The organism is Streptomyces sp. NBC_01428, from assembly GCF_036231965.1.
Classification (GTDB): Bacteria; Actinomycetota; Actinomycetes; order Streptomycetales; family Streptomycetaceae; genus Streptomyces.
Genome location: NZ_CP109499.1, coordinates 7,583,051 through 7,602,017 on the forward strand (window position 1 = coordinate 7,583,051; position 18,967 = coordinate 7,602,017).

Annotated in this window: 12 protein-coding genes; 5 read left to right on the forward strand and 7 right to left on the reverse strand. The window is 70.9% G+C overall.

Annotated elements, in window-relative coordinates:
* Window positions 1-9: 9 nt before the first annotated feature.
* Window positions 10-3,666, forward strand: coding sequence for a hydantoinase B/oxoprolinase family protein (locus tag OG406_RS32915; protein ID WP_329189216.1), 3,657 nt, complete (start codon window positions 10-12; stop codon window positions 3,664-3,666).
* A complete protein-coding gene (locus tag OG406_RS32920) occupies window positions 3,647-4,252 on the forward strand; it encodes a GTP-binding protein (RefSeq protein ID WP_266611929.1) in 606 nt (201 codons plus the stop codon). Before OG406_RS32915 ends, OG406_RS32920 begins: the two co-directional genes overlap by 20 nt.
* A gap of 154 nt (window positions 4,253-4,406) precedes the next feature.
* Here OG406_RS32920 and glpK read toward each other — a convergent pair whose 3' ends face one another.
* From glpK to OG406_RS32945, 5 genes are all read right to left on the reverse strand, one after another.
* Window positions 4,407-5,927 carry a glycerol kinase GlpK gene (glpK, locus tag OG406_RS32925; protein WP_329189217.1) on the reverse strand — a complete coding sequence of 507 codons (1,521 nt, stop codon included), beginning with the start codon at window positions 5,925-5,927 and terminating at the stop codon, window positions 4,407-4,409.
* A gap of 41 nt (window positions 5,928-5,968) precedes the next feature.
* On the reverse strand, window positions 5,969-6,709 hold the full coding sequence (locus OG406_RS32930; RefSeq protein WP_329189218.1) for an MIP/aquaporin family protein: 741 nt from the start codon (window positions 6,707-6,709) through the stop codon (window positions 5,969-5,971).
* A 516-nt stretch (window positions 6,710-7,225) separates the two neighbouring features.
* On the reverse strand, window positions 7,226-8,869 hold the full coding sequence (locus OG406_RS32935; protein ID WP_329189220.1) for a GGDEF domain-containing protein: 1,644 nt from the start codon (window positions 8,867-8,869) through the stop codon (window positions 7,226-7,228).
* Window positions 8,870-9,055: 186 nt separating this feature from the next.
* Window positions 9,056-10,246 carry a lipid-transfer protein gene (locus OG406_RS32940; RefSeq protein WP_329189222.1) on the reverse strand — a complete coding sequence of 397 codons (1,191 nt, stop codon included), beginning with the start codon at window positions 10,244-10,246 and terminating at the stop codon, window positions 9,056-9,058.
* Window positions 10,247-10,274: 28 nt separating this feature from the next.
* Window positions 10,275-10,700: a Zn-ribbon domain-containing OB-fold protein gene (locus OG406_RS32945; protein WP_329191056.1), complete on the reverse strand. Its 426-nt coding sequence runs from the start codon at window positions 10,698-10,700 to the stop codon at window positions 10,275-10,277.
* Between the two features lie 231 nt (window positions 10,701-10,931).
* On the opposite strand from OG406_RS32945, the gene OG406_RS32950 reads away from it, so the two are divergent.
* Window positions 10,932-11,468: an NUDIX domain-containing protein gene (locus OG406_RS32950; protein WP_329189224.1), complete on the forward strand. Its 537-nt coding sequence runs from the start codon at window positions 10,932-10,934 to the stop codon at window positions 11,466-11,468.
* 3 nt (window positions 11,469-11,471) lie between these two features.
* On the opposite strand, the gene OG406_RS32955 is transcribed toward OG406_RS32950, so the two are convergent.
* Complete coding sequence (locus tag OG406_RS32955; RefSeq protein WP_329189225.1) at window positions 11,472-13,841, reverse strand: glycoside hydrolase family 31 protein; 2,370 nt, start codon at window positions 13,839-13,841, stop codon at window positions 11,472-11,474.
* A gap of 213 nt (window positions 13,842-14,054) precedes the next feature.
* Between OG406_RS32955 and OG406_RS32960 the strand changes: the two genes are divergently transcribed.
* Together OG406_RS32960 and OG406_RS32965 are read left to right on the forward strand one after the other, a co-directional pair.
* Window positions 14,055-16,022, forward strand: coding sequence for an acetoacetate--CoA ligase (locus OG406_RS32960; protein WP_266854307.1), 1,968 nt, complete (start codon window positions 14,055-14,057; stop codon window positions 16,020-16,022).
* Window positions 16,023-16,288: 266 nt separating this feature from the next.
* Window positions 16,289-17,182, forward strand: a complete 894-nt coding sequence (locus OG406_RS32965) for a hypothetical protein (RefSeq protein WP_329189228.1) — start codon at window positions 16,289-16,291, stop codon at window positions 17,180-17,182.
* Between the two features lie 81 nt (window positions 17,183-17,263).
* Here OG406_RS32965 and ptsP read toward each other — a convergent pair whose 3' ends face one another.
* Window positions 17,264-18,934 (reverse strand): phosphoenolpyruvate--protein phosphotransferase, encoded by a 1,671-nt coding sequence (ptsP, locus tag OG406_RS32970; RefSeq protein ID WP_329189230.1) that lies wholly within the window; start codon window positions 18,932-18,934, stop codon window positions 17,264-17,266.
* Window positions 18,935-18,967 lie beyond the last annotated feature (33 nt).

Here is an 18,967-nt window from a genome sequence, read left to right on the forward strand (position 1 = left end):
GGAACAGACGTGACAGGCTGGCAGTTCTGGGTCGACCGTGGAGGCACCTTCACCGACATCGTCGCGCGGCGCCCCGACGGTCGACTGCTCACCCACAAGCTCCTGTCGGACAACCCCACCCGCTACGCCGACGCGGCCGTCGCGGGCGTCCGTGAACTCCTCGGTGCCGACGGTGCCGACGGTGGCGTCGGGGTCGAGAGTGCCTCGGTCGACGCCGTCCGCATGGGTACCACCGTCGCCACCAACGCCCTGCTCGAACGCAAAGGCGAGCGCACGCTCCTCGTCACGACCAGGGGATTCCGCGACGCCCTGCGCATCGCCTACCAGAACCGGCCCCACATCTTCGCGCGGGCCATCGACCTTCCCGAACTCCTCCACGAAAGGGTCGTCGAGGTCGACGAACGGATCGCCGCCGACGGCACCGTCCTGCGCGCCCCCGACCTGGACGCGCTCGCCGGACCTCTCCAAGAGGCCTACGACGACGGGATCCGCGCCGTCGCCGTCGTCTGCATGCACAGCCACCTCCACCCGGCCCACGAAGAGGCCGTGGGCGCGCTGGCGAGCACGATCGGATTCCCACAGATCTCGCTCTCCAGTGAGGTCAGCCCCCTGATGAAGCTGGTACCGCGCGGGGACACAGCGGTCGTCGACGCCTACCTCTCGCCCGTACTCCGCCGCTACGTCCAGCAGGTCGCCGACGAACTGCGCGACGTGCGGCTGATGTTCATGCAGTCCAACGGCGGCCTCACCGAGGCTGGTCAGTTTCGTGGCAAGGACGCCATCCTGTCCGGGCCCGCCGGTGGCATCGTCGGTATGGCGCGGATGTCGCAGCTGGCCGGCTTCGACCGCGTCATCGGATTCGACATGGGCGGCACCTCCACGGACGTCTCCCACTTCGCCGGCGAGTACGAGCGGGTCTTCACCACCCGGATCGCCGGGGTCCGGCTGCGCGCTCCCATGCTGGACATCCACACCGTGGCCGCCGGCGGAGGCTCCGTGCTCCACTTCGACGGCTCCCGCTACCGCGTGGGTCCGGACTCGGCGGGCGCCGACCCGGGTCCCGCCTGCTACCGGAACGGCGGGCCACTGACCGTCACCGACGCCAACGTCGCACTCGGCCGCATCCAACCCGGCCATTTCCCCCGTGTGTTCGGCCCCGAGGGGAACCAGCCCCTGGACGCCGGAGTCGTCCGGGACCGCTTCGCCACGCTCGCGCGGGAGATCCGCGAGGCGACCGGCGACGAACGCACCCCGGAGCAGGTGGCCGAGGGCTTCCTCCGGATCGCCGTCGCCAACATCGCCAACGCCGTCAAGCGGATCTCCGTACAGAAGGGCCACGACGTCACCCGCTACACGCTGACCACCTTCGGCGGCGCCGGTGGCCAGCACGCGTGCCGGGTGGCCGACTCCCTCGGTATCCGTACGGTCCTCGTCCCGCCCCTGTCCGGCGTGCTCTCCGCCCTCGGCATCGGACTCGCCGACACGACCGCCATGCGGGAACAGTCCGTGGAAGCACCCCTGGAAGCCGCCTCCATGCCCGGCATCCTCAAGACCGCCGACGACCTGGAGAGCGCCGCCCGCGCCGAACTTCTGGCCGAGGACATCCCCGAGGACACCGTCCGGATCACCCGCAGGGCCCAGCTCCGCTACGACGGCACCGACACCGCACTGACCGTCGAGCTCACCGAGCCCGACACCATGACCCGCGCCTTCGAAGAACGTCATCGCGCCACCTACTCCTTCACCCTCGACCGTCCGGTCGTCGTCGAAGCCCTCTCCGTGGAAGCCACCGGTCTCACCGAAGCCCCCGATCTCTCCGCCCTCGCTCCCCACGAGGCCGCACCCGACTCCGGCCCGGCAGGACCGGCCACCGTCCGCCTGCACACGGACGGTGCCTGGCGTGACGTACCGCTGCACCGCCGCGAACACCTCCCGCCCGGGGAGGGCGTGACCGGACCCGCCCTGATCACCGAAGCGGGGGCGACAACCGTCGTCGACGACGGCTGGCGGGCCGCGACGACCGACGACGGGCATCTGATCATGGAACGCGCGGCGGTCACGGAGAGTTCCGACGCGAGCACGGAAGCGGACCCCGTCCTCCTCGAGGTCTTCAACAACCTCTTCATGTCCATCGCGGAACAGATGGGCGCCCGGCTGGAGTCGACCGCCCAGTCCGTCAACATCAAGGAGCGGCTGGACTTCTCCTGCGCCCTCTTCGACCCGGACGGCAACCTGGTCGCCAACGCCCCCCACATCCCCGTCCACCTGGGCTCGATGGGGACGAGCGTTCAGGAGGTCGTCCGGCGGCGCGGCGACACCATGCGCCCCGGGGACACCTACGCCGTGAACGATCCGTACCACGGTGGCACCCATCTCCCCGACGTCACCGTGATCACCCCGGTGTTCGACACGGAGGGTGACCGCATCCTGTTCTACGTCGCCTCGCGCGGCCACCACGCCGAGATCGGAGGCATCGCCCCCGGCTCCATGCCCGCCGACAGCCGGACCATCGATGAGGAGGGCATCCTCTTCGACAACTGGCTCCTCGCCGAGAACGGCCGCTTCCGTGAGGCGGAGACCCTCGCCCTGCTGACCGCTCCACCGCACCCCTCACGGAACCCGGGCACGAACCTCGCCGACCTGCGGGCCCAGATCGCCGCCAACCGGAAGGGTGTCGACGAGGTCGCCCGCATGATCGAGGACTTCGGACTCGACGTCGTCCAGGCGTACATGAAGCACGTCCAGGACAACGCCGAAGAAGCGGTGCGCCGCGTCATCGACACCCTCCAGGACGGCGAGTTCGCCTACGAGACCGACTCCGGAGCGGTCATCCGCGTCCGCGTCACCGTGGACCGCGAGGAGCGAGCCGCCACGGTCGACTTCACCGGCACCGCAGCGCAGCTCGCCACCAACTTCAACGCGCCCTTCGCCGTGGTCAACGCCGCCGTCCTGTACGTCTTCCGGACGCTGGTGGACGACGACATCCCGCTCAACGAAGGATGCCTGCGCCCGCTGCGCATCGTGGTGCCACCCGGGTCGATGCTCGCCCCCGAGCCACCTGCCGCCGTCGTCGCCGGCAACGTCGAGACCTCGCAGGCGATCACCGGAGCCCTGTACGCGGCCCTGGGAGTGCAGGCCGAGGGATCCGGCACGATGAACAACGTCACCTTCGGCAACGAGCGGAACCAGTACTACGAGACCGTGGCGTCCGGATCGGGCGCGGGGAACGGCTTCCCGGGCGCCCCCGTCGTACAGACCCACATGACCAACTCGCGGCTCACCGACCCCGAGGTCCTGGAGTGGCGACTGCCCGTCCGACTGGACGAGTTCGCGCTCAGGCACGGCAGCGGCGGAGCCGGACAGTGGCAGGGTGGCGACGGCGCCGTCCGTCGCATCCGCTTCCTCGAGACGATGACCGTCTCCACGCTCTCCCAGCACCGCAGGGTCACGCCCTACGGCATGGCGGGCGGCGAGCCGGGCGCCCTCGGCACCAACCGCGTGGAGCACGCCGACGGCACCGTCACCGACCTCGGCGGAAGCGGTTCGGCCGAGGTCGGCCCGGACGACGTCCTCGTCATCGAAACCCCCGGCGGCGGAGGCTACGGGCCACCGCCGCGCGACCACCACCAAGCAGGAGAAGAGAACGATGATCTTCGGGCGCACTGAGCGCGGCAAGCCCCCGGTCGAGCCCGTCACGCTCAAGATCCTGGTGGCCGGCGGCTTCGGCGTCGGCAAGACGACCCTCGTCGGCGCGGTCAGCGAGATCAAGCCGCTGCGTACGGAGGAGCTCCTCACCGAGGCAGGCCGGCCCGTCGACGACATCAGCGGCGTGGAGGGCAAGAACACCACCACCGTGGCCATGGACTTCGGCCGCATCACCCTCCGCGAAGACCTGGTCCTCTACCTGTTCGGGACGCCGGGTCAGGACCGCTTCTGGTTCCTCTGGGACGAGCTCGCCACCGGGGCCCTGGGAGCCGTCGTCCTGGCGGACACCCGCCGCTTGGAGGACTGCTTCGCCGCGGTCGACTACTTCGAGAGGCGCTCCATCCCCTTCGTGGTGGGGGTCAACTGCTTCGACGAAGCGGCCCGTTACCCCACCGACGCGGTCCGGCAGGCACTCGACCTCGACCCCGGCGTTCCCGTCGTCCTGTGCGACGCGCGGGACCGCGAGACCGTCAAGGAGGTCCTCATCCGGGTCGTCCAGCACGCCATGGCCCGTGCCGCCGACCGCCGCGAGGCCCTGACCACCTGACGCGTACGGCAAGGCCGCCGCACGCAGGTACGGCCCGTACCCCCGCCGACAGGGGTACGGGCCGCAGTCGTGCACGCGCGCGTGGTTCATTCGAACCGCACGCACGCGTGGAGCCCTGTTTCGCGCCGACGTCACGGAGCGGCGGGCGCCGTCCTCAGTCGATCGCGTCGTCGTGCCAGCCGAAGCTCTTCTCCACCGCCTTGCGCCAGTTCTGGTACTCGCGGTCACGCACCGACGCCTCCATGGACGGCGTCCACTCGACGTCCTTCTGCCAGTGCGACTTCAGCTCGTCGAGGTCGCCCCACACACCGGTGGCGAGTCCGGCCGCGTACGCGGCTCCCAGACAGGTCGTCTCGGACACCTTCGGGCGGATCACCGGCACCCCGAGAACGTCCGCCTGGTGCTGCATCAGCAGATTGTTCTTCGTCATGCCTCCGTCCACCTTCAGGGTGGTGATCTGCACACCGGAGTCCTGGTACATGGCGTCCACGACCTCGCGCGTCTGCCAGCTGGTGGCCTCCAGCACCGCCCGCGCGAGGTGGGCCTTCGTGACGTACCGCGTCAGCCCGGTGACCACACCCCGCGCGTCCGACCGCCAGTAGGGCGCGAACAGGCCTGAGAAGGCCGGCACGATGTACGCGCCGCCGTTGTCCTCGACGCTCGCCGCCAGAGTCTCGATCTCGTCCGCGTTGCGGATGATGCCGAGCTGGTCACGGAACCACTGGACCAGAGCGCCCGTGATCGCGATCGACCCCTCCAGGCAGTAGACCGGCGGCTCGGAGCCGATCTTGTACCCCATGGTCGTCAGCAGCCCGTTCTTCGAGGGGACGGGCCGGTTGCCGGTGTTCAGCAGCAGGAAGCTGCCCGTGCCGTACGTGTTCTTGGCCGTACCGACGTCGTAGCAGGCCTGGCCGAAGATCGCGGCCTGCTGGTCACCGAGGGCCGATGCCACGGGGACACCCGAGAGCTGGCCCACGGCTGTGCCGTACACCTCGGCGGAGGACCGGATCTCCGGGAGCACCGCTTCGGGGATGTTCATCGCGGAGAGGATCGACGGATCCCACTGGAGGGTCTCCAGATTCATCAGCATGGTCCGGCCCGCGTTGGTCACGTCGGTGACGTGCTGCCCGCCGTCGGTGCCACCCGTCAGGTTCCAGATGAGCCACGAGTCGATGGTGCCGAAGGCGATCTCACCGCGCTCGGCCCGCGTGCGCAGGCCGGGGACGTTGTCCAGCAGCCAGGCCGCCTTGGGCCCGGAGAAGTAGCTGGCCAGTGGCAGGCCGGTCTGTTCACGGAAGCGGTCCTGACCGTCCGTGCCACCCAACTCCGTGCAGAGCGCCGACGTACGGGTGTCCTGCCAGACGATCGCGTTGTGGACGGGCTTTCCGGTGGCGCGATCCCAAAGGACGGTCGTCTCGCGCTGGTTGGTGATCCCGAGAGCGCTCAACTGGTCGGCGCGCAGTCCGGCCTTGGCGATCGCTCCCGCGACCACGGCCTGGACCTTGGACCAGATCTCGGTGGCGTCGTGCTCCACCCAGCCCGGCTTCGGGAAGATCTGGCGGTGTTCCCGCTGGTCGACGGCGACGATCGCGCCGTTCCGGTCGAAGATGATGCAGCGGCTCGACGTGGTGCCCTGGTCGATTGCGGCGACGTATTTCTCGGCGTTGTCCGTCATGGCGTCCCCTTACGTGTTCTTCGTCAGGAGCTGCGTGCGGGTCAGAAGGCTGCGTTGTAGATCAGGGCACCGATCGCGGCACCGGCGATCGGGCCCACGACCGGGATCCAGGAGTAACTCCACTCCGATGTGCCCTTGTTGGGTATCGGCAGCAGTGCGTGCGTGAGGCGCGGCCCCAGGTCTCGGGCGGGGTTGATCGCGTATCCGGTCGGCCCGCCGAGCGAGAGGCCGATACCGACGACGAGGAACGAGATGAGCAGGACCGGCAGCCCCGCGTCACCGATGCCCGCGACGTGCTTGCCTCCGCCGGCCAGCGCGAGGATGGGCAGCATCAGCGCGGCGGTGCCGATGACCTCGGTGATCAGGTTCTGCACCGGATTGTTGATCTCGGGGCGTGTCGAGAAGATGCCCAGCGTCTCGATGGCCGTGTCCTCCTCGGCGTTGAGGTTGAACTGTCCGAGGTAGAGAAGCCAGCACAGGACCGCCCCGATGATCGCTCCGGCGAACTGCCCGAGGATGTAGTAGGGCACGTCCCCCCACTTCGTGGAGCCCTCGATCGCGAATCCGATCGTGACTGCCGGGTTGATCTGCCCGCCCGACAGCGGTGCCGCGGTGTACGCCCCGGCGAGCACGCCGAAGCCCCATCCGAAGGCGATGACGATCCAGCCCGCCCCCTGGGCCTTGGACTTGTTGAGGGTGACAGCGGCGCACACACCCGCGCCGAACAGAATCAGAATCGCGGTGCCGATCAACTCGCCGACAAAGATGTCCCCGTTGGTCATGGCGGCTCCTAGGCCCTCGCCCGGGGCGAACCGCTCCGGGCCACCGATCAGGGTGCGTTTCCCATGGCTACTTCAGCCGAAGGCAGGGAGGTCCCGAGCCCCGCCCGGCGTCCGTGACGAGCGTGCCGTCGTGGCGGAATCGCCCGTGGGGGACGGCCCTGGGTGCAGGTCGGAGACTCGAGCGGTGCGGTGCCCGAACGCGCTCGAATGCGGCGATGCCGACTGACACCCGGAAGTGTTCACCGGTGCCCAGGGGGCGTCAAGGTCGTGGACCGCAACGGTTCGAGGGTGCAAAGAGGACGTGGCGTGGGACCGGGGGCGGGCCAGCCGACATGCCCGAGCTGTCCGGCCTATGGTCGAACGGCGCCCTGTCGACACTCGGTCCACACGCCGCGCGGTCGAACACCGGCGACGTCGCGCGCCCGTCGACCACGGCGCCTGCCGGCGCAGTCCCCTGGCGGGTGCACCATCGCCGGTCAGCCGGTCAGCCGGTCAGCCGGTCAGCCGGTCAGCCGGTCAGCCGGTGAGTGTCTGCCCGTATGGCTCCCACGGCGTCGCCCCTGTGCCGCGGCGGATCTCGTGGCCCGGGCGCCCGGCGCGTCCCAGGATCCAGCTCGCTCCCCTCAGCGCCTTCGCGGCCTCCTTGAGAGGCGCCAGGCAGGCGGCGGCCTGGCGGTGGTCGCTGACGCTCCCGGGGGCGCACAGCACCGTGGCCAGCGACAGGGTGACGGCACGGCCGCCGACCGTCCACGGCGCGTCGAGTGCGGAGGCGGCCAGCGGGTCGAGTCCGTCCGGATCGGTGAGGACCAGGAAGTCGTCCCCGCCGATGTGTCCGACACGCGTGGCCTCGGACGCCACGACCTGCAACGCCCGTCCCACCGCCCGGATCAGCTCGTTGCCCGCCGCGAACCCGGCACTGTCGTTGACCTGCTTGAAGTGATCGATGTCCAGCCAACTCAGTGCGAACGTCCGTCCGGCCGCGATCCGGCGGTCCACCTCTCCGGTGATCGCGTCCGAACCGGGAAGCCTGGTCAACGGGTTGAGACCTGCCGCCTCCTCGACCCGGCTCTCGGACAGCGCGCGTACGAGATCCGCGAGGCGTACGACGCCCACGCACCGGCCGTACCGGTCGACGACCGCGACGTCGTCGGACGTACGGTCCCGGTCCCCGTCCGCGACGACATCGAGAACCTCCCAGGCCGTCGCGTCCCCACCGACCGTGCGCGGCGGATCACCGAGTCGGGCGGCCGGCCGGTCGGCGTACAGCGCGTGCCCGTACCGCCCGGACATCGACAGCAGGAACCGTGAGCGGTGGACCGAGCGGAGCGGAATCCCGGACGGGTCGACCAGCAGCACCCCGGACACTTCGGGCGACCCCGTGAGCAAGGCCCGTACCTGACTCGCCGACGCGGTGGCGGGGAGCAACGCGGCCGGACGTACGAACTGCCGTACGGGCGGCCCTGTCCGCGGGGCGGCACCAGCGCTCCGGGACAGCGCCGGAACGTATACGTCCGCCGAAGGAAGCCGGGAGGGCGGCGCGAACAGTTCGCCCTGCGCGAGTTGGGCCCCCGCGGACACCGCGGCGGCGCACTGCAGTTCCGTCTCGACACCCTCCACGGACAGGAGCGCGCCCAGTTGCTCGCAGAGGGTCCGCATGGCGCGCACCGCGGCGGGCCGCGACAGCAGAGACACGTCGAGCTTCATCAGTTCCGGCGCCAGGTCCGTCAGCAGGCGCAGGGGGACGTCGCCATCGCCCACACCGTCGGCGCAGATGCGGAAGCCCTCGGCGCGCACGGCGGCCACGGCGTCCAGGAGGGCGCGCTGCGGCACGTGCGTGTACGGCGGGCCGACGTCGACCATGACCTCCCAGGGGAGCCGTCCGGCCTCGCGCACCTCGCGCAGCAGCGCGGAGAGCCGTCCGAGATCCGCGAGGGTCCCGGCGAAGACGTTGACGTGCAGGGGGAGCAGCGTCTCTCTGCGCGCCGCGGCTCGGATCGCCAACGCGGCCAGCCGCCCGTCGAGTTCCGGATCGCGACGGGCCTGCGCCAGGATGTCGCCGGACTCCGGGCGGGCGAGGATCTCCAGCGCCGCGACCCCTCCGGTCGTCAGGTTGACGACCGGCTGGAAGGCGAAGCGGACAGTGTCCGTCCAGGAGGGCACAGCAGCATGATGTCGTCGGCGGCGTGCGCCGGTGGGTGATTCATGAGGTGTTCACGCAGGATTCCGGGCTCGTCACCGTGCGTGCGTGACGGCGCTCCGGAACAGACGTTCGCAGGTGGCAGGTGGCAGGTGGCCGCGGACCCGGCGCTCCGTCTCGCCTTCGTGGACCACTCGTGCCAGGCCTGGCTACCGGATCGCCACCACCGACGAGCCGTGCCCGAACAGCCCCTGGTTCGCGGTGATGCCGACGCGCGCTCCGGCGACCTGCCGGTCACCCGCGGTGCCTCGCAACTGCCACGTCAGTTCACAGACCTGAGCGATGGCCTGCGCCGGAACGGCCTCGCCGAAGGAGGCGAGCCCGCCGCTCACGTTCACGGGTATGCGTCCGCCGAGCGTCGTGGCACCTTCCCTCAGCAGCTTCGCGGCCTCGCCCTGAGCGCAGAGACCCAGGTCCTCGTACCACTGCAACTCCAGTGCGGTGGACAGGTCGTAGACCTCGGCGAGGGAGAGGTCCTCGGGTCCGATGCCCGCTTCCTCGTAGGCCGCGCGGGTGATCGACGCACGGAAGGTGTCGGCCGGCGGCTCCACGGCGACGGAGGAGTCCGTAGCGATGTCCGGCAGATCCAGCACGGTGTTGGGAAAGCGGGGCGTGACCGTGGACACCGCGCGGATACGCACCGGCGTCGACGCGCCGTGCCGGCGGGCGAACTCCATGCTGGACAGCACCACGGCCGCTCCGCCGTCCGAGGTCGCGCAGATGTCGAGCAGCCGCAGCGGATCGGCCACCACGGCGGACCCGGCGACCTCCTCGGCGGAGACGCGCTTGCGGTAGCGCGCGTTGGGATTGAGCGCCCCCACGGCCGCGTTCTTCACCTTGACCTGGGCGAAGTCGTCCAGTGTGTCGCCGTGCAGGAACATCCGGCGCCGCGCGTACAGCCCGAAGTACGTCGGGTTGGTCGCCCCGAGGGCACGGAACCGCAGCCAGTCCGGATCGTCGGGCCGGTCCCCGCCCGCGGGGCGGAAGAACCCCTTGGGTGCCGCGTCCGCGCCCACCACCAGCACCACGTCCGCCAGACCCGAGAGGATCTGGGCCCGTGCCGCGGCGAGAGCCTGCGCGCCGGACGCGCACGCCGCGTACACGCTCGCCACGCGGGCCCCCTGCCACCCGAGAGCCCTCGCGAAGGTCGCGCCCGCGACATACCCGGGATAGCCGCCGCGGACGGTGTCGGCTCCCACGATCGACCCGACGTCACGCCAGTCGATGCCCGCGTCCGCCAACGCCGCGCGCGCGGCCGCGACCCCGTACTCGACGAACCTGCGCCCCCACTTGCCCCACGGGTGCATCCCGGCGCCGAGCACCGCCACCTCGCCCGTCATGCCGCCACCTCCGTCCGCCTCTTGTTCCTCACGACGTCGCCTCCGTCGGCCGCCAGTGCCATGTCGTCCAGGTCGTCTCCGCATCCTCGTTCAGCACACCGGGGACGACCTCCACCTCCATGCCCACCGCCAGGTCGGCGACGGTGATCCCGGGAGCCGCCTGACCGAGGACCACGATGCGCTCGGATTCCAGCTCCACAGCGATCAACGCGTAGGGGCTCCAAGGGAGTTCCGGATCGCTCACATAGGGTGACGGAGGACGGTACCGACTGTCGGTGTACGACCAGACGCGGCCACGGTGGGACAACGGAACCTCGGCCAGCTCGCCTCCCGGGCAGTCCGGGTTGCGGCAGAAGGCGTCCTCGCGGGGAAAGAACACCGAGGCGCACACCGAGCAGCGGGTGCCCAGCAGACGGAAGTCGCTCCCCTCCCCGGCGAACCACCCGGCGACCACAGGTGTGCGTGTGCGCGTCAAAGTCCCTCCCGGCGCCGAAGCTGAATCTGACGGAACGTCAGAAGTGTGGCACGGGCCGCCGGAATTGGGCAGGGCGAGGGGTGAACCAGGGGGGCGCCCCGGGCGTCGGAGTACCTGTGGGGGCGGCCGGGGCCCACGGGGGTGGTTCCGGCCGCTCCCTCGCGAACCACGATGAAGACGTGTGTTCGGTGATCCGCTACAGTCCGCGTCGTGTCCGAGACCCCTCACCCGCCCGCCGATTTCGCGCCGGGCTCCCACTGTTCGAGCTGTGGTGCCCCCTACGGAGACGGCGTCTCCGACTGGCCCCGCACCTGTCCCTCCTGCGGCACGGTGGCCTACCGCAACCCGCTGCCGGTCGCCGTCGCCCTGCAGCCTGCCTACGACGACAAGGGCGCCGCGCTTGTCGTCATCACCCGGACCATCACTCCCGCGCGCGGGGGGATCGCGCTGCCCGGAGGGTTCATCGACCACCGGGAGGAATGGCGGCACGCCGTCGTGCGCGAACTCAAGGAGGAGACGGGCATCGACGCCGCGGTGAGAGACGTCCGGCTCGCCGACGTCCTGAGCTCACCGGCAGGCCATCTGCTGCTCTTCGGGCTCCTCCCGGAACGCCCCGCCGCCGAACTGCCTCCGTCCGCCCCTACGGACGAGACCGAAGGGTGGCATCTGCTGCGCCGACCGACCGAACTGGCCTTCCCGCTGCACACGCTGGTGGTCCGGGCCTGGTTCGAGGGACGGTACATCTGAGGGTCAGCTCGTTCCGAGCCCTCGTATCCGCACCGGATACGAGGGCTCGCTGAGACCCCCCTTGCCGTCGGCGCCGCGCACCACCACCTCGCCCCCGTCCCAGCGGGTCACGAAGCGTTCGATCTCCGGTTCCGCCCACCCGTCACCCGCGTCCGGCACGACGAGCCCGCTGCCACCACGCCCGCGCGCGGGCGCCCACGCCTCCAGCTCCAGCCCACCGTCGACACCCCGCACGGGAACGACCGAGCCGGCCCTCGCCAGCACCGGAATGCGCGACAAGGGAGCGTCGATCAGAACCTGCCCGGGCCCCTCGTACACCTCCTCGGTCACCGTGTCGTACCAGCGCCCGCGCGGCAGCTGCACCGCCCGCCGATCCGCCCCGTGATCGAGGACCGGGGCCACGAGCAGGCAGTCGCCGAGCAGGAAGGCGTCCTCGCAGTCGCGCAGCGCCCGGTCCTCCGGCGCGTCCCACCACACCGGCCGGACGTACGGCGCACCCGTACGGCGTGCCAGATGCGCCAGCGTCATGAAGTACGGGAGCAGGCGCCGCCGTTCGACGAGCGCCACGCGCGCGTGCTCCAGCACCTCGTCACCGAACGCCCAGGGCTCCCTGCGGCCCGCGCGCAGACTCGCATGGGTGCGGAACAGCGGGAGATAGGCGCCCAGCTGGAACCAGCGCAGGTAGAGCTCCCCTGACGGGCTGCCGTCGAATCCGCCCACGTCGGGCCCCGAGTAAGGCACCCCGCACAGCCCGAGCCCCATCACCAGGGACAGTGACGCCCGCAACCCCGGCCAGCCGGTGGCCACGTCCCCGGACCAGGTCCCTCCGTAGCGCTGCATGCCGGCCCAGCCCGAGCGCGAGATCAGGAACGGCCGCTCCTGGGGGAGGAGTTCACGAACGCCCTCGTAGCCTGCCCGTGCCATGCCCAGCGCGTACACGTTGTGCGCCTCGCGGTGGTCGCCGCCGCGTCCCTCCAGGGAGTGCCGCGCCGAGCGCGGCAGCGTCGACTCCCCGAAGGCCGTGAACGAGGTCGGCTCGTTCATGCCGTGCCAGAAGCCGGCGAACCCCTGCTCCAGCCTCTCCTCGTAGAGCCCGCCCCACCAGGCACGCGTACGGGCGCGCGTGAAGTCCGGATAGACGGACTCGCCGGGCCACACGACCCCCGGTACCAGGTGCCCCGCGGCGTCACGGACGAAGGCGTCCTCCGCGAGCCCGCTGTCGAACACCCCGTCGCCCGCCTCGTCCTTGACCGCGGCGTGGACGACCGACACCAGCCGGATCCCGTCCCGGCGCAGTTCCTCGGCCAGCACGGGAAGCTTCGGGAACCGCTCGCGGTCCACCGTGAACACGCGGTGCCCGTCGTGGTGGTCGATGTCCAGATGGACGGCGTCCAGGGGGAGACCGCGCTCCCGGTACCCCGCGACGATCCGGCGCACCTCCTGCTCGCTGCCGAGACCCCACCGCGCGTGATGGTGTCCCAGCGCCCACGCCGGCGGCAGCGCGGCGGCCCCGGTCAGTGATGCCCAGGCGGTCAGCACGCGCGCGGGGGAGCCGACGATCACCCAGCAGCGCAGCGGACCGCCGTCCATCCGCAGCTCGCACGAACCGGTCCGGTCATGCCCGGAGCCGGCGCCCTCCTCACCCTCACGAAAGGACACTGTTCCGTCCCAGGTGGTGTCGTGGAACACCAGGTGCGTGGCCGCGTCCGCGACGACCATCTGCACCGGCATGGTGATGTACAGCGGGTCGTCACCCGGCCCGAAGGGGCGCCCGGGGTCCGTGTTCCACAGCCGGTACCTGCCGTTCCGCAGCCGCGGTCCACCCGCCCGCCCGCCCAGACCGAAGAACCGGGCGTCGGCCGTCACTTCGGAGCGCTGCATCCAACGGGCCGTGCCACCGTCGACCGGCTCCCACCAGCGGGGCGGCAGATCGCGCCGCAGCATCACCCCACCAGGGGTACGCACCTCGACCGCTCCGTGCCGTGAGACGACGACCGTGACCCGCTCGGCGACGACCCGCCACCCCCCGTCCTTGTCCGGCTCCAGGACAGCCCGCGGGTCCGGCTCGGGACAGGGGCCCGCGAGCGCGTAGGACGGCTCGGGGGCCGCCCCGTCCCAACCCCAGAACACGGCGCCGCTCACCGCGACGGTGATCCGCAGCTCGGAGCGCGTGAAACGGACGACCCCGCCGCCGGGCTCCGGCTCCACGCCGAGCACGGGTCCGGGCACCCGGGCCCGCTCGGCGCCCCGCTGCGGCAGACCGATGGCGTCGGCCCGCCTCCTGCGCCACGCGGCCCGCACCGTGCGCAACCCCTGAGTGGCACCCCCCGAGCCGACCGCCTTCACCGAACGCACCAGGTCACGACCGTCCATGCTGCTCACCCTGCCACTACCGGCGCCATGCGAGTGAGTCGTTCAACTGCCGTTCACCCGCGGCGACGCCACTTCTTCACGTCGCCGACCATGTGTGGCGCGCCCTGGTGCAGAAGTCGATCACATGGCATCGTCCGTGTCAGCCGCGTGCCGCGCACACCCCTGCCCGTGCGCGACCGACGCCCACGAAGCGCACAGTCCGGGAGCCGCCCCATGTCCACCGCGAACCCCTCACCGCTCTGGCAGCCCACCGACGAGGTGGTGGCCCAGGCACAGGTCACGAAGTTCCAGGCCTGGGCGGCCGAGGAGCACGGAGCCCCGTCCGACGGCGGCTACGCGGCCCTCCACCGCTGGTCGGTCGACGAGCTGGACACCTTTTGGAGAGCCGTCACCGAATGGTTCGACGTACGGTTCCCGACCCCCTACGCGCGCGTGCTCGGCGACCGGTCGATGCCCGGTGCGCAGTGGTTCCCCGGAGCGACCGTCAACTACGCGGAGCACGCGCTGCGCGCCGCCGAGACCCGAGCGGACGAACCGGCCCTCCTGTATGTGGACGAGACGCACGAGGCCGTCCCGGTGACGTGGTCCGACCTGCGCCGACAGGTCGGTTCCCTGGCCGCGGAACTGCGAACCCTCGGCGTACGACCGGGAGACCGCGTCAGCGGCTATCTCCCGAACATCCCCCAGGCCGTCGTGGCCCTCCTGGCCACCGCCGCGGTGGGCGGGGTCTGGACGTCCTGCGCCCCCGACTTCGGAGCCCGTAGCGTCCTCGACCGGTTCCAGCAGGTCGAACCGGTCGTCCTGTTCACCGTCGACGGGTACCGCTACGGCGGCAAGGAACACGACCGCCGAGACGTCGTCGCCGAACTGCGCCGGGAACTGCCCACACTGCGTGCCGTCGTCCACATCCCCCTGCTGGGCACCGACGCTCCCGAGGGTGCCCTGGACTGGTCCTCCCTCACCTCCGCCGACGTCGAGCCCGTCTTCGAGGAGGTCCCCTTCGACCACCCTCTGTGGGTGCTCTACTCCTCCGGCACGACCGGCCTCCCCAAGGCCATCGTCCAGTCCCAGGGCGGCATCCTCGTCGAGCACCTCAAACAGCTCGGCCTGCACTGCGACCTCGGCCCCGAGGACCGCTTCTTCTGGTACACGTCCACCGGCTGGATGATGTGGAACTTCCTCGTCTCGGGCCTCCTCACGGGAACCACGATCGTCCTCTACGACGGCAGCCCCGGGTACCCCGACACGGGCGCCCAGTGGCGTATCGCCGAACGCACCGGAGCGACGCTCTACGGCACGTCCGCCGCATACGTCATGGCGTGCCGAAAGGCGGGCGTCCACCCCTCCCGCGACTTCGATCTCGCGCGCGTGCGGTGCGTCGCCACCACCGGCTCGCCCCTGCCGCCCGACGGATTCCGCTGGCTGCACGACGAGGTCCGCGACGACCTCTGGATCGCCTCCGTCAGCGGAGGCACCGACGTCTGCTCCTGCTTCGCGGGAGCCGTCCCGACACTCCCCGTGTACATCGGCGAACTCCAGGCCCCGGGCCTCGGCACCGACCTGCAGTCCTGGGACCCCAGCGGAAAGCCCCTCGTCGACGAGGTCGGCGAGCTCGTCGTCACCAACCCGATGCCCTCGATGCCGATCCGCTTCTGGAACGACCCCGACGGCAGCCGCTACCACGACAGCTACTTCGACACGTACCCCGGAGTGTGGCGACACGGCGACTGGATCACCGTCACGTCCCGGGGCTCGGTCGTCATCCACGGCCGCTCCGACTCGACGCTCAACCGACAGGGCGTCCGCATGGGTTCGGCCGACATCTACGAAGCCGTCGAGCGGCTCCCCGAGATCAGGGAATCCCTCGTCATCGGCGTCGAACAGCCCGACGGCGGCTACTGGATGCCCCTGTTCGTCCACCTCGCCCCGGGAGCCGTCCTCGACGAGGCGCTCCTGGGCCGCATCAAGCGGACGATCCGTGAGCAGCTCTCCCCTCGCCACGTCCCCGACGAGGTCATCGAGGTGCCCGGCGTCCCCCACACCCTGACCGGCAAGCGCATCGAGGTACCGGTCAAGCGCCTTCTCCAAGGCACCCCCATGGACAAGGCGGTCAACATCGGCTCCGTGGACAACGTCGAACTCCTGCGCTTCTACGAGGAGCTGGCCCGCGAACGCGGATGACCGGAACGCGTAGGCAGCCCCGGACCTCGTCGAACACGGCGCCGAGGTCCAGGGCTGCCCGCACCGCGTCGACCCGCGCGCCGAGCCACTGACCGTCACCGCACCCTCCGTCACGGCCGTGCCCGGTTGGATGCCTTCCCCTCAGAGAAGCCACCTGAACTGCAGCTTCCGCCACGAGGGCGGGCGTGAGCGGCTCTCCCCGCCAGCATTGTCAGTGCCCACGATTACTGTGAGTGAGCATTGTTCGACTGTGCACTGGGGGAGAAATGGCAGACATCCAGCACCACACCCTGCGCCGTGTCCTGCGGCGTGAGATCGCGGGCACCATCGGCCTGCTGACCGATGAACAGGACTTCCGCACGATGCGGAGCTACCGCAGCTTCGCCTTCGACGACCACACCACCTATCTCCAGCAGGTGGAATCCCTGCTGCGAAGCCTCGCGGCGCAGGGCAGCCACACCACGGTGGCCCTCTTCGACCCCGTGGAGTACGCCGAGTACTGCGCCGAGAGCGGCCTGGAACCCGACACCCCGTCCAGCCGGACCCGCTTCACCGCGCACCTGGCCGCGACCGGCCCCACCGTCCCCTACGACGGGCAGCCGCTGGCCGAACTCGTCCCGGATCTCGTCGACGAGGCCGTCCGCCAGGCCACCTGGGAGTACGCGACGACACTCCTGGCCCGCATCGGCACCTGCGCGACCTGCGGCGAGGACATCGGCCGCGCCTCCTTCATCCGGGCAGCCCACCTGCTCACCCGCGTCGTCGACACCGCCGGCCCCGGAAGCCTCCATCTGGTCTGCAGCGTCTCGACGGCACCCGACACACTCGTCGCCGTCCTCCGGGTGGAAGAGCGCACCGACGACGCGATTCGCCTGGACGAATCCGAAGCCCTCGAATTCACCACCGTGCTCGCCCTCGGCCTCGCCACCCGGAGCGCCGGCGGACTCGTCATGCGCACCACCACCCCCGACACCACCGACCGCGTCTACGGATGGCGACTGCGCGGCGAGAACCTCGACCCCCTCACCGCCTCCGAAGTGTTCGACGCCTACTGCACCGACATCGAGTCCGGCGACCTGGTCTCCCCGGAATCAGGCGTCGACTACGGCACACCCCCCGACCTCGGCGACACCGGAAAGGGGACGCACCACACGCACTGAACGCGGAAGGGGCGCCCCATCCGCCGATGGAGCGCCCCTCATCCCGCTTCTTCCGCCGCCCGGTCGGCGCCGGTGCCACGGCTACTCGCCGGACAGCACCGCCTGCGCGGCGCTGCGCGCCTCTTCCGCCGTGTCCGCCGCACGTGCGGCCGCGGCCGCACGCTCGCACTGGGCCAGCGTGTACTTCGCCAGAGTCGACCGCACGTAGGGGATCGACGCGGCACCCATCGACAAGGAGGTGACACCCAGACCGGTCAGCACACACGCGAGCAGCGGATCCGACGCGGCCTCGCCGCAGACGCCACAGCTCTTGCCCTCGGCCCTGGCCGCATCCGCGGAGAGCGCGACCAGGTCGAGGAGCGCGGGCTGCCACGGATCCTGCAGACGGGACACAGCGCCCACCTGCCGGTCGGCCGCGAACGTGTACTGCGCGAGGTCATTGGTGCCGAGCGACAGGAACTCGACCTCCTGCAGGACCGAACGGGCCCGCAGCGCGGCGGATGGAATCTCCACCATCGCGCCGAACTTCGCGTGCAGTCCGGCGGCCCGGCACGCGTCCGCGAACGCCTTGGCGTCCGTACGGTCCGCGACCATGGGGGCCATGACCTCGAGATAGACCGGCAGACCCTCCGAAGCCTTCGCGAGGGCGGTGAGCTGCGTGCGCAGCACATCGGGGTGATCGAGCAGCGAACGAAGCCCGCGCACACCGAGGGCGGGGTTCGGTTCGTCGGCCGGAGTCAGGAACTCCAGCGGCTTGTCCGCACCGGCGTCCAGCACGCGCACCACGACCCGGCCCTCCGGGAAGGCCTCCAGGACCTGCCGGTAGGCCTCGACCTGCTTTTCCTCGGACGGCGCGTTCTTGCTGTCGTCGAGGAAGAGGAACTCGGTGCGGAACAGGCCGACGCCCTCGGCACCGGCCTCCAGCGCCGCCGGTACGTCCGCGGGACCGCCGACGTTGGCCAGGAGCGGCACCTTGTGGCCGTCGGAGGTGGCACCCGGACCCGTCGAAGCGGACAGCGCGGCCTTGCGCTCGGCCGCAGAGGACTCCAGCTGCGCCTTCTTCTCGGCCGTCGGCTCCACGAAGATCTCGCCGGTGCTGCCGTCGACGGCCACCACCGTGCCTTCGGCGAGCTCGCCGGCGCCGGGAAGAGCGACGACCGCCGGCACACCCAGCGCACGCGCGAGGATGGCGCTGTGGCTGGTCGGCCCGCCTTCCTCGGTGACGAATCCGAGGACGAGCGTCGGGTCCAGCAGCGCCGTGTCGGCGGGCGCGAGGTCACGTGCGATGAGGACGTAGGGCTCGTCACTGTCGGGGACGCCGGGCATCGGCACGCCGAGGAGGCGCGCGACGATGCGGTTCCGTACGTCATCGAGGTCGGCCACGCGTCCGGCAAGATACTCACCGGCGCCCGCGAGCAGCGCCCGGTACGCGGCGAACGCGTCGTAGACCGCACGCTCGGCCGTGCTGCCGACGGCGATGCGCCGTTCCACGTCGGCCATCAGCTCGGGGTCCTGGGCCATCATGGCCTGAGCCTCGAGCACTCCTTGGGCTTCGCCTCCCGCCAGATTGCCGCGCGCAATCAGGTCGGCTGCCACAGCCTCCACGGCCTTGCGGGCACGCCCCTGTTCGCGCTCCGCGTCCTCCGCAGGGATCTGCTTGGCCGGCGGTTCGAGAACCGCCGTTCCCATGTGCCGAACCTCGCCGATCGCCACACCGTGGCTCACGCCGACGCCTCGCAGCGTTGTCTCCATCTCACCCGTCTCCGATAGTGCGGCGGGTCCCGC